General features: G+C 56.4%; 10 protein-coding genes. 7 read left to right on the top strand and 3 right to left on the bottom strand.

The window, feature by feature from the left end:
* Nucleotides 1-55: 55 nt before the first annotated feature.
* Nucleotides 56-676: a histidine phosphatase family protein gene (locus tag IDH45_RS05780; protein WP_190925577.1), complete on the top strand. Its 621-nt coding sequence runs from the start codon at nt 56-58 to the stop codon at nt 674-676.
* A 483-nt stretch (nt 677-1,159) separates the two neighbouring features.
* On the opposite strand, the gene IDH45_RS05775 is transcribed toward IDH45_RS05780, so the two are convergent.
* Together IDH45_RS05775 and IDH45_RS05770 are read right to left on the bottom strand one after the other, a co-directional pair.
* Nucleotides 1,160-1,531, bottom strand: coding sequence for a hypothetical protein (locus IDH45_RS05775; RefSeq protein ID WP_190925575.1), 372 nt, complete (start codon nt 1,529-1,531; stop codon nt 1,160-1,162).
* A gap of 206 nt (nt 1,532-1,737) precedes the next feature.
* Nucleotides 1,738-4,377, bottom strand: coding sequence for a CehA/McbA family metallohydrolase (locus tag IDH45_RS05770; protein ID WP_223836414.1), 2,640 nt, complete (start codon nt 4,375-4,377; stop codon nt 1,738-1,740).
* 383 nt (nt 4,378-4,760) lie between these two features.
* On the opposite strand from IDH45_RS05770, the gene IDH45_RS05765 reads away from it, so the two are divergent.
* The 4 genes from IDH45_RS05765 (at nt 4,761) to IDH45_RS05750 (ending at nt 8,581) form a co-directional block, all read left to right on the top strand.
* Entirely contained in the window at nt 4,761-5,954 is a 1,194-nt protein-coding gene (locus IDH45_RS05765; RefSeq protein WP_190925573.1) for a glucose 1-dehydrogenase, read from the top strand.
* A 230-nt stretch (nt 5,955-6,184) separates the two neighbouring features.
* Nucleotides 6,185-6,829, top strand: a complete 645-nt coding sequence (gene nadD / locus IDH45_RS05760; protein ID WP_190925571.1) for a nicotinate-nucleotide adenylyltransferase — start codon at nt 6,185-6,187, stop codon at nt 6,827-6,829.
* Nucleotides 6,826-7,455 carry a D-sedoheptulose-7-phosphate isomerase gene (locus tag IDH45_RS05755; RefSeq protein ID WP_190925569.1) on the top strand — a complete coding sequence of 210 codons (630 nt, stop codon included), beginning with the start codon at nt 6,826-6,828 and terminating at the stop codon, nt 7,453-7,455. The genes nadD and IDH45_RS05755 overlap by 4 nt, the downstream gene beginning before the upstream one ends.
* A gap of 679 nt (nt 7,456-8,134) precedes the next feature.
* Nucleotides 8,135-8,581 (top strand): NucA/NucB deoxyribonuclease domain-containing protein, encoded by a 447-nt coding sequence (locus IDH45_RS05750; RefSeq protein WP_190925567.1) that lies wholly within the window; start codon nt 8,135-8,137, stop codon nt 8,579-8,581.
* 211 nt (nt 8,582-8,792) lie between these two features.
* Here IDH45_RS05750 and IDH45_RS05745 read toward each other — a convergent pair whose 3' ends face one another.
* Entirely contained in the window at nt 8,793-9,590 is a 798-nt protein-coding gene (locus IDH45_RS05745) for an AraC family transcriptional regulator (protein WP_190925565.1), read from the bottom strand.
* A 352-nt stretch (nt 9,591-9,942) separates the two neighbouring features.
* Between IDH45_RS05745 and IDH45_RS05740 the strand changes: the two genes are divergently transcribed.
* A complete protein-coding gene (locus IDH45_RS05740; protein WP_190925563.1) occupies nt 9,943-10,233 on the top strand; it encodes a hypothetical protein in 291 nt (96 codons plus the stop codon).
* A gap of 334 nt (nt 10,234-10,567) precedes the next feature.
* On the top strand, nt 10,568-11,431 hold the full coding sequence (locus IDH45_RS05735; RefSeq protein ID WP_190925960.1) for a sugar phosphate isomerase/epimerase family protein: 864 nt from the start codon (nt 10,568-10,570) through the stop codon (nt 11,429-11,431).
* The last annotated feature ends 544 nt before the right edge of the window (nt 11,432-11,975 follow it).

The following is an 11,975-nucleotide window of genomic DNA, read 5'->3' as shown; positions in this document are numbered from 1 at the left end:
CGGGCTTGACGCGGGGCGAAAGGCGAAAGACGAGAGGACAGGAGGAACGAACACGATGGAATTGTTTATTATCCGCCACGGCGAATCGGTAACGAATACGTCGCCTACCTTGCTGGCAGACGGAGGCTTAACCGACAAAGGGCGGGCTCAGGCGGAAAAAGTGGCGGCTTGTATGGCCGGCGCCGGTCTTTCGCATATTTTCTCCAGTCCGCTCATGCGGGCGATCGAGACGGCTCAGCCGCTGGCCCGGGCAGCTAATCTGCCGGTTGAAGTATGGCTGGACGCTCACGAGGTATGGACCGGGGACGGGTATCGGGGGCCGACGACCGAGTGGCTCGCCGCTATGTACCCGGAAGTAAGGTTCGCCGAAGGAACGGAGTGCGATCCGCTAGGCTGGCATTGTCCGGGAGGCGAAACGTCGGAGACGGGATACGGCCGGGCACAGCTTCTGCTGGACAGGCTGCGCACCCGGTTCACGGGAGACGAGCGCGTCGCTCTGTTCGCTCACGGCGCCTTGAACCGGCGCATGATGCTGGCGACGCTCGGCCTCGACTATTCGAGCAGCCTTCGTCCTTACGGCGACAACTGCAGCATCTGGTGGCTCGGCTTTGAAGGCGCCAAGACGTCGATCCGCTACATCGGTCCGGCGATCCCGCAGCTGTTCGACGTTGTATGAGTATCGTGTGACCGTGTGATTGGCTTGTGCTGGCCCTCGGTTCCGCAGTTTGCGGGCCGGGGGCTTATTTAAGAGAGCAGAATGTTTATGTTCTTCACCGTATCAAAGTGAAGATGAGCCCGGAATATAAGCTAAACGATACTCTAACGGACATGGTGGAGGCTATTTCGCTAAAATATCAGTTTATTTAAATGTAACGGTCACCACAGCGCTTATTTACTCCAAACTACCTCTAGTGGAAAAAAACGATCCGATTTGGCGGGAGTAACGATACAAGAGTTCGTTACAAATTCAAACGTCCGAATTCGGCTCTGATAACGAATGCTGGGTTCGTTAGCCATACCATCGCAAAAAGACAATACGACCGAGGGCGAGCGGCTGGAACGAAGGTACCCATTCCCTTCCACACGATGGCGTATGGGTTTGCACGTCAAAGAACCGCACGGGTGCTTTACCGGTCATCTCAGCTTCTTTGCCAGCACATTATCGATCCAGGCATACAACAGACCGGCCGTTCCGGTTCAGGTCGTAACGCTGGACGAATTCGGCGGGGTAGAAGGCATCGAAAATCCAGACTCCCCCCAAGGCGCCGATCAAGGTATAAACCAACACGTGTACGATAGGGACTTTTACCGTTTTGCGAATCAGCATCGATACGAGCATCAGCGTGAGAGGATATCCTATAGCGGCGATGATGCAAAATAGCGTAGTTAAGATAGGCCCGACATTGCGGATGCCCATATATTCTGTAGTTGTTATTTTGTAGCCTTCCAACAGCTCCATACCGAACGTCGCCGCACTGAAGAGCACGATAAAGCAAACCCACAGGATCGAATAATGCCGGAACAGATTCAACGGCAGCACCGCCTTTAGCAGAGATGAGGTGGTTGGTCCGAAGCGAACGAACGATGAAGAGGGTGACACATGACACGTTCCTCGGCCCTACAGATTAGACGAGTGCGGAATCGTAAAGTTTCATTTCGGATGCAAGCCGGTACGGCAAAAAGCCCTCCTGCCGAAGCGACGGAAGGCTTGAAGCGGAATCGGACGATCCGGATGAATTAATGATGATGGCCCGAATGACCGTGAGGCCCATGATTGTCATGATGGTGATGATGATGATGCTTGTGATCGTCAACGGCGCTGTGGTGGTGCATGACTCCGCTCTGGTGCATCCGGTTGTGCAGCATGCGGTGGGCGCTCGTCAGCGTCATCAGAAGGCGCTTGTACGTTTGCTCGTCCGCCTTCGTCGCCATCGTTTTGATATATGCGGTCGATCCTTCGATCTGTTCGAGGATGGTGACCGCATCGGCTGGGCTGAAGAGCGGATTCCCTTCGACGACGACCATAACCGCGCTTGTATGAGCGGCGATCATCTCCGACTGGTCATGGTATTTGCCGCGCACGCGAAGCGCGATCCAGCAGCTTTCCTTAACCGGTACCGACCAGTGTCCGGCATAATGACAGGCTTCCGGATCGGTCGTCTGCAGCTCGCGGAGCTCGCCGTTAACGACCAGCTCGATCTTCGTCACGGGAACGGTGACCGACGATACTTGCCAGACGACATCGAGCGTTCCGCCGGAAGACGATAGTTCCAGCCGCGTCCCCATCTCGTGTTCGCCCACCCGGAAATCGATCAGCGGGCCGAGTGTGGCGAACGTGTTCCCGCGGCGGATTGCGTTCATCCACGACTCGTAGGAGAAGAGTTCGTCCGGAGGAATCAGCGCATATGTGCGGATCGTTCCGACCGCTGTAGATTGGGACATTTTATCGGTCCCTCCGACAGCCGGGGTCAGGTAGCCGCAATTCAAATAACGGTACCAGTCGGACAGCGAGTACGGGTTGATCCCGATATTTTCAAATGAGCACATCTCGACCGCGTCGACCTCGCCGAGCACGAGAGCGGCAGCGCCTTCCGCGCGCGGGTTGGGCAGATGGGGCATGACGACAATACCGCCCTGCTCGTGGCATCGCTTGGCCCATTCCGTTACGGTCGCCTCCAGCGGATCGCCGAGTCCGGATTCGTCCGGCCCTCCGGTACACAGCGGCAATATCATCCGCCCTTCGTAACCGAGCAGCGAGATATGGCCGAGCACATGCTGGCGGTTTTCCGTCCCGACCCTGACCAGATACTCGCCGGAGCCGCCGTTTTCTTTGCTGCCGATCGTTGTTTTGCCGTCGAAGTCACCGAGATTGCTGAACATTTCGCCCCATTGGCTCGTAAGCAGGTTGACCACATTGACGCCTTCGGCTTCCCCTTCGAGCAGAGCCGTCTGCGGCGACAGGAAATGGACGTGCGTATCGGCCGTCACCCAGCCTTTTTGCCTCCATGGAAGGACATGGTCCAGTTCGACGGTGATCGTACTCGTCTGCCCGTCGACCGTCACCTTGCGGCGAACCGGACGAATCTCGAAGCCTTTCGTTACCTCGATGTACACGTCGCCGCGCGGCAGCTTGAATTCGGCTTCCCCGTCGATGTAAGCGCTGTAATGGAACTCCTGGACATATTCCGCACCGTAGTCTTCGAACCAGTGGGCGTTCGGCATCCGGTGTCCGGCTACCGGGGCGATGTAGTCGCCGAAGGCGCCGTGTACGTGAATTTTGGCTGCGACTTTGCGGCCGCTTGTCCGTTCGACGATCCGGATCGCGACTTTTTGCACCGGATTCTCCACAGGCGTCCATAAAGACGATTGCTGCAGCTTCCGGACGGGGATCGCTTCGACGCTTCCGCCGTGTTCGATGAACAGCAGCGCATCGGGGTGTGCGGAGTACTCGATGATCCATTCGTCCGGGCGAGGCGTAGGCAGGCGAGGGTTAGTGTTACCCAGCCATTCGTCGTGATTGTATTCGAGAGCCGGCGCGGCGTGGATCACCTCGCCAAGATCGATGAGAATGTTGGCGTTATCTCCATAAGGCTGGGGGATGAAGCCGGCCGGCGCGGTATAACGCATCTTCCGTTTGGCTTCCCAGCGGAACGGATTGGATGCCAGATCGGTCCGGGTGATGCCGAACAGGAAGGCGGTGCCGTCTGCGGGGCGCATCGACAACGCGATCAGTTCCTTGTCCGGGTGAGGGTTCTCGAGCGCGTACAGCCAGTGGTGCATCGGGCTTCCGAAGCCGGGAAACGTAGTGCGCAGCTGGCTTTGCCCCCACGGAATGGCCGGAGCTTCTATATGCAGCAGATCCGTATTCGTCGCCATCGTGCGCGGCTTGACGTGTTTGACCGATTCGAAGCTGTTCTCGCCCCATTTCACCTGAAACTCGCTGATCTGGTACCGTCTCCGAATCGGGAATTCCGCCTCCGTCCCGTCCGAGTACCGCAGCGTGTACACGCACACCGTCTCACCGAGACGAGGGGTGCCCATCATCGGGCTGACAATTCCGCCGTGAGCGGCCGGGCTTTCCTTAAAATCGGCGGCATGCAGAAAAAGCAGCTGGCGGTCATGCAGCGGCTGCGGAAATGCCAGCTCGACGGCTTCGTCCTTGAGCAGCACGACGTTGCCCGCTCCTTTTCGCGCTTGCGGACCGAGCGAGAACGGCACTCCCCATAACTCCTGCACTCCGGTCAGGAGATGGTGCTTGTTGCGGAGTACCGCGTCGGAGCAGTCTTCCGGCTGCAGCTCGGCGATGATCCGATTATAGGCGGCTGATAAGTCGACCGGGGTAAACCGGCCGTCGCGACAGTTCGTGTTCGGGTGCATGCTCATCCTCCCAGTGTTTACAAAAGTCCGGTTTACCTTATATAATACATTTAATTAATGATTAAGTAAATTAGGAAAAGCAGCAGGAACTACTCTCTGCGGTCATGGAAAGTGGAAGGCTGCGGGGCGGCGGATAATCAGATGAAAATGAAATAGATGCAATGTGGGACAGCCGTCTAACTAATTAATTTAAGGAATAAGTCAATTGACAAACGGCGTGCCGCACAGTTTGTCAGACAAACGTCTTGATCGGCGCGGTCTCGCATATTTATCGATGGAGATTAGGCCGAAGTCATGCAGAACCAGAGCGTAATGCGGGTGAAGGCGCGTCTGTTCCGTTTTCTCTTGTGGTCGGCCGAAGCGAAAGGAAGTGGCGGCTTCTTATGCAAGCGGTTGTGCTTAAAGAAAGGGAGCGCGGTCAATACGTGACGGTAACCGATCTCCCGGTTCCCCGGCTGGCCGGTCCCGGAGATGTGCGGATTCGCGCGCTTAGCGTCGGACTGGACGGTACGGACCGGGAAATTATCCGCAACCGGTACGGCGTGCTGCCGGAAGGCGCGTCCCAGCTTGTCATCGGGCACGAGCTGCTCGGAGTCGTCGTCGAGGCGGGGCCCGCTTCGATGTTGAAGCCAGGCGAGCTGGCGACGGTGCTGGTGAGGAGGCCGTGCGGGGACGTCCGGTGCACCTGCTGCCGCAGCGGTCAGCAGGATTACTGCTCGACGGGCTTCTACACGGAGCGGGGCATCCGCGGGGCGGACGGCTTTTTGTGCGAATATGTGGTGGAGCGGTCGGACTATGTGGTGCCGGTTCCCCGGGAGTGTGCGGAGTACGGTGTGCTCGTAGAGCCGCAGAGCATCGTGGAGAAGGCGTGGAACCAGATCGGCAGCCTGCAGCGGCGTCTCGCTTGGTCGCCTGAAACGGTCCTTATCGTCGGTTCGGGTCCGCTCGGCTTATTGGCGACGCTGACGTGCCGAAGTGTGGGGCTTGATGTCCATGTATGGTCCAGGTCGGGTGCGGACAGCGTGAATGCGGACATCGTTCGCAGCTGTGGAGGCCGCTATCACGAGGTAAATCTGCGGGAGGAGCCAGGCGCTGACTCCGGTTTGTTATCGGGTGGCGGCGGTCTAAGCGGCGTCTCCGGACTGGCCGAATTTGCCGTCACGCAGCGGATATCGCCCGATCTGATCTGGGAATGCAGCGGGTACAGCCCGCATGCCTTCGAGGCGATGAAGGCGTTAAACGCGAATGGAGTGCTGGCGCTGCTCGGAGTAGCCTCCGGCGACCGAAGGATCGAGATTTCAAGCGATATGCTGAACCAGGAAATGGTCCTGAAAAATAAAGCGATTATCGGCTCGGTTAACGCTTCGCGTGCCGACTTTGAGTCTGCGATCCGCCGCTTGCAGCGCATCGAGGCGATGTACCCGGGGCAGCTCGTCCGGCTGATGACGGAGCGATTGTCGCTGGGACAGGTGCCGGATCTCGATTTTGAACAAGTAACGGTCAAAGCGGTGGTCGATCTGGTAACGAGAGAGGAAGCCGCTCGTCTGATCGGCGGCGGCGTTCGGGACGGATACTGAAGCGGAACGTCCGGACTGGCAGGTCGTGGAGAATGTCGTATGAACTCCTCAGTGGCCGGAGATCAAAGATGATGAGGCGCACTTTCGTGCGCGATCCGGGCTGGGCGGGGCAAGGGGATACGCCGATGCCGCTACAGTTGGTTCAGGCTAAGAGGGGATGTTAGGCACGGATCAGATCCGGACCGGTTCGCCGTATGTCCCGAACAATGCGAGGTGCAGGAGGGATTGCAGTGAAAATAGGCATAATGGGAGGGACCTTCGATCCGGTACACCTTGGACACCTGCTCGCGGCGGAACAGGCGCTTGAGGCTCACTCGCTGGACGAAGTCTGGTTTTTGCCGGCCTATCTCCCTCCGCACAAAAGGAAGCATACCGTCACGCCGCCCGGATTGAGACTTGCGATGCTGAAAGAGGGGATCCGGGATCAGCCGCGCTTTCGTGTTGAAGAGGCCGAGCTGAGACGGGGCGGCATTACTTACACGGTAGATTCGGTGCGGGAGCTGTGCCGGACGTATCCGCAGCATGATTTTCATTATATGATCGGCTCCGATGCGCGGGCATCCTTGCCCGGCTGGCGGGGGATCGAAGAGATTGCCGCACGCGTCGGATTTATTGAACTGAAGCGTCAAGGCTGTCCGGACACGGGGCGGGCGCTCCCCGAGTTTATCGCAGACAAAATGCGAAGCGCGGGAATGACACCGGTCGGCCTATCGTCGGCTGACGTTCGCGCAAGGCGGGATGCGGGACTCTCTATTCGTTATCTGGTGCCGGAGCGGGTCCTTCGCATCATCGAAAGCAGCGGACTGTACCGGCCGGACGAACAGGCAGAAGTCCGAAATGTTTCTATTTCTATTACAGGAGGCACCGATTCATGAGGGATGTATTGAATCAATGTGTAGCGAAATATCCGGAGCTGTCGGAATGCTCCGGCGATATCGTAAGTGCGTTCGAGACGATCCGGGACAGCTATCGCGGTGGCGGCAAAGTGCTGCTTGCCGGCAACGGGGGCAGCGCGTCTGACTGCGAGCATATCGTCGGCGAGCTGATGAAAGGATTTATGTCGAAGCGTCCGGTTCCGCAGACGATGCGAGACCGGCTGCGCCGGTTCGGGGACGAGGACGGCGGCTATATCGCCGACCGGCTGCAGGGCGCCCTGCCGGCGATCTCGCTCGTCAGCCATACGGCGCTGGCGACCGCGTATGCGAACGATGTGGCGGCCGACATGGTGTTCGCCCAGCAGGTGTACGGCTACGGCCGGCCGGGCGATGTGCTGATCGGCCTCAGCACGTCGGGCAATTCGGCCAACGTCGTGCGCGCCCTTCAGGTGGCGCGTGCGCTTGATATGCGCACGATTGGCCTGACCGGCCGGAGCGGCGGACGGATGAAGGAGCTGTGCGACGTTATCATCCGCGTCCCTTCCGATGTGACGCCTGACATTCAGGAACGGCACCTGCCGATTTATCATACCCTCTGCATCATGCTGGAGGAGGAGTTTTTTTGAACGAAGGCAGGCGTTGAAGCAGCGGAGGGATGGGATAAGGTTAGTGTAGGTTAGGCAATGGTGAGGCCATGCGAGGTCAGGAAGATTAGGTGAGGCGATGGAAGATTAGGCAGGGCAGGTGAAGGGCTGCTGCCGCCTGCGGCGCTATATGGTGTGACGGCGGACGAATGACCGCATCCGAAGAGGAGGGACAGCTTAGGGCTGGCCCTTTTTGGCGTGGGGTTAGCAGTCTTTTGGAGCTCTTATTTTTCCATACGCACGGTGTTTTGGATAAATAAGGGATGTTTGCAACTGCTATTTTGAGGAAAATCACCGTTGAAGAGGGAGTAGCCCCCGAATAAGAGGCGCAAACGTCTCCTATTTGCCTTTTCCTATACGTTATACGGTAAATAAGAGCCTCAAACCACCTTTATCCGCCTTGGTTCAAGCGCTGGTAGGCTGCGAACGAAACGCCAATAAAAACTCAGATAGAGGGTGCTTTTGCCAGGAAAGGACTGTAGAATGGGAACTAAGCTCCTTGGCTCGCAGGTTATTTTTGCTATGATGGTCGAGCAGGTATGGAATTGTAGGCCGGAGCAGGTGATGGAAGCTTCATCCGGATTTTACCTTCGATCTGTCGAGCCTGCGGATAAGGATAACAAGAACTTTATTTGACCAAATACTTGTAAAGGCAGGCATCATGAAAAAGAAACCGAAAACACTTACTGTCGTACTGTTTGGATTACTGGCTCTGTTGTTTTTCTACAAGCCGGAGCTGCTGTCTTTTCTAACATCCGAAACCGCTCCAAGCCACGATGAAGAAGCGGCGTATACGATCTATTTTCCTTCCGACCGGTTCCCCGAAACGGCGGAGCATATCCGGATCGCGGTGGAACGCGGCAAGTCTTCCATCTGCACGATTGACCGTAAAGGCGCCGACGAGAACCGGAAGGAGTCGTTAAAAGGCGTACCGACCAAGCCGAATCTGGATCGCGATGAGTGGCCTATGGCGATGTGTGCCGAAGGCGGGGCGGGAGCAGATATTATGCACATAAGCCCCTCGGACAACCGCGGCGCCGGATCTTGGGTCAGCAATCAGCTGGAGAAGTATGCAGACGGGACGAAGGTCCGCATCGTTGTGAAGTAAAGAGAGGCGAAGGTCCGCATTGTTGTCAGGTAAACTTTCCGCACCTTAGTACTTCCGTATCCCCAGCAAAGTAAATGTCAGACTCGCAGCGTCACGTGTGGCGGGCGGCTGCGCGGAAGCACGGAAGGACGGATGGATGCCTTGACGGCAACCGTCCGTCTTTTTTCCATGCGGGGCTTCCCGCTGCCGCTGTCGGCCAGCCGCTTTCCGTTTACGTCTTCAAGCGGGTCCCGGCTAGGCGCAGCTTGAGGAAGGAGGAGGGGGCGGAGCCGGTCCACCTTTTGTACATCCGGTTAAAGTAGGACGGGTCGCAGTAGCCCAGAAAATCGGCAATCTCGGCGATGGTCATCGTACTGTTCAGTAGCAGGTCTTTCGCTGCGTTGATCCGCACCTGGTGGAGGTAGTCGATCGGCGGCTGACCGGTGATCTCCTTGAAAATGCCGGTTACGTAGTTCGGCGTGCGGTCGACGACTGCGGCAAGCTGTTCGATCCGGATCGGTTCCCGGTAATGCTCCAGTATGTACTGCAGCATCGTCTGCACTTGAGCGTGTTTTTTGTGCGGATAGCGCGTCGCTTCATAATCCCGGCACGCCAAGGCGATCAGTTCCTGGGCGATCCCGCAGCATACCGGCTCGTAATAGGCCAGCTTGCCGAGCCACTGCTGGGCCAGAATATGGAACCGCTGCTTCCCGTATTCGAGCGTCTGGGACTCGGCCTTGAACCAGCTGTCCGAGCGGAGCGGAGGGAACAAGCGCAGCGTTTCCTCGTCGGGCGTGAAATGTACGGAATATTTCTGATGCGTCTCACCGTTTATCGGCAATCCTTCCCTCATCGTATGCGCAGGGATGTAGAGCAGGTCGCCTTTTTGCAGCGGGATGTCTTCGCCGTTCAGCCGGTAGAGGAGCCTGCCCCGGACGACCAGAATGAGCATACAGTATTCGGTAGACGATAACGGCTTGCGCCAGGTCGTATCGACATCGTCGAAATAAATCGAATGCAAAGCGAGCAAAACTTCGCCCCCTATCCGGAATGCGTGTAGGATTATGAAGATGAAATCATTATAGTACAACCTGAAAGAAATAAGTATACATAGAAGAAGCAGAGTCTGAAGTCCATGCAAAGAAAGCTTCCGAGCGAAGCTGTATCATGGCAAATGTCTTGTGCGAAAAGGGGGCTTGGTTGCAGGAAGGAAGGGTTCAGTTTCACTGAAAACGTATGCCTCTTCTGAAAGTAGAATCATCCAAGGGAATCGGTCAAAGCCTTCCCTGCGATACAGGAAAAAGGGAAGCATCCCGCCACGGTAAAGCGTCTCAACATCTCCGGCGAAGCTGAAGACAGATGCGGCGATGGAGGCGCTGAAGGTGATTACCTCCGACGAAGTGCAGAAGCTGATGAGCGAATACGGCTCCCCGAGCATACTGCAGAGCGATGAGATCCGCAAGGTATACGGCTCCAAGCTGGACGAGTATAAAGGGAAGAACGTACAGGCGCTGTTCAAGACGACGCCGGGAACTCCGCACGTGATTACCAAATACGAGTATCTGGTAAGCGCCGAAGCGGAGGTGGGAAGACGGCTGATCACCGAAGGCCATGACGTGAACACGGTGATCCGGACGATCGAGGAGAAAGCGAATCAGAAGCTGTCGCAGTAAAAATAGGCGCGGGGCTTTTCGGGAGGACCGGGTTCCGTAAAATGGCCGCCAAATCGTGGCCGTCTGAATGTCTGGCCGTTGGAAGTCGCGTGAACACCGTGCGGAAACATCGTGCCAAAGGACCGCGCTAAAACACTGTGCCAAAACACCATGCCGAAACCGTGCCGGCAGTTGCGCTCATGAATCGTCGGTTAGACGTGCAATTCTGCTGCTTGCTCCGGTTATTTTTTGACACCTGTTTTTTCGATTTTGTCGCATATACGGGCGCAATGTATTGTAAGATGAGGGCAGATGGAATTAAGTTTAAGTTTTAAGCAATCGGAGGCGATCGATGATGAAAGTAGGACTCAGCACGTACAGTTTGTCCCGGGCGGTAGCGGACGGGGAGATGACCTTCCTGGATACGGTAAAATGGATTGCGGACAACGGCGGGGAGCACGTAGAAATTTCTTCGGGCAAAATCAATTTGACCGAGGAGCCTGCGCTCGTGGAAGCGATCCGCAAGCAGGCGGATGTTAGCGGAATCGATGTGTCCGACTATGCGATCGGCGCTCAATTCGTGCAGCCGGACGAAGCGTCGTACGAGGCGGAAATCGCCAGGGTGATGAAGCATGTTGACGTCGCTCATGCGCTGGGCGTGAAGCTGATGCGTCATGATGTGGCGTCCCGCCCGATCCCGGAAGCGACGCTCGTCAATTTTATCGCGGACCTGCCCAAGCTGGCCGAGGCGTGCAGACGGATCGCCGATTACGCAGCCCAATACGGGATCACGACCAGCGTAGAAAATCACGGCTACTATATTCAGCACAGCGACCGCGTACAAGCGCTCGTTCATGCGGTCGGCCGCGACAATTACCGCACGACGCTGGATATCGGAAACTTTATGTGCGCGGATGAGGATTCGGTCGTTGCCACGAGGAAAAATTTGCCGATCGCCTCGATGGTCCATATAAAAGATTTTTATTTGCGGCCGTTTCACCAGAACCCGGGCGAAGGGTGGTTCCGCACGGCGGGCGGCAATTACTTGAGAGGCGCTATAGTCGGTCAGGGCGACATCGATATCCGGACCGTACTGAAGGCGATCAAAGATTCCGGTTACGACGGTTATCTCTCGATCGAGTTCGAAGGAAAAGAATCCTGCACGTACGGTTCGAAGGTCGGCATGGAAAATGTCCGGCGCCTATGGGATGAAGTGTAGGGAAGAGTAGGGCTAAAGGCTACTGGAAGGGCCGGAAGAGCTAAAAGAGCTAAAAGAGCTAAAAGAGCTAAAAGAGCTAAAAGAGCTGATAGGGCTAAAAGCGTAGTTGCGCAAGCTCCGTTCCAGTAAGTTTCTCTGGGATGGGGCTTGTTTTGAATGTTGATGTGCGCGTGCGCGGCTTTGGCTGGCTGGTTACTTGCCCAATAAGAGTCTTTAGAAGCTGCTATATCGACGGAAACTGGCTCTGCACACAATATAAGAGATAACAGGGACCCTAATAATGGTGCGTTAAGCTGCAATCTTTGATTTTGATAAAAATAAGGGGTGCTAAAAGCCCTTATTTCCACATTTATCCTTGAATGACCAAAAATAAGAGCTGCTAAAGACTTCTATTCGTTTGATTGATTGCGATACGCGGTGGTGTGCTATTTGACTCCAATGCAATTCGCAGGCGGGGCCCAGGTAAAGTCGCAGTTGAACCTTAATATTACTCAGTCAAATGAGCCACCGTGCCGATCGGACCGCCACATGAACTTGCTAGCGA

It is taken from the genome of Paenibacillus oceani (assembly GCF_014705615.1).
GTDB lineage: Bacteria > Bacillota > Bacilli > Paenibacillales > NBRC-103111 > Paenibacillus_AB > Paenibacillus_AB oceani.
Note: the sequence above shows the minus strand (reverse complement) of the source record. Positions and strands in the feature narration are given on the sequence as shown.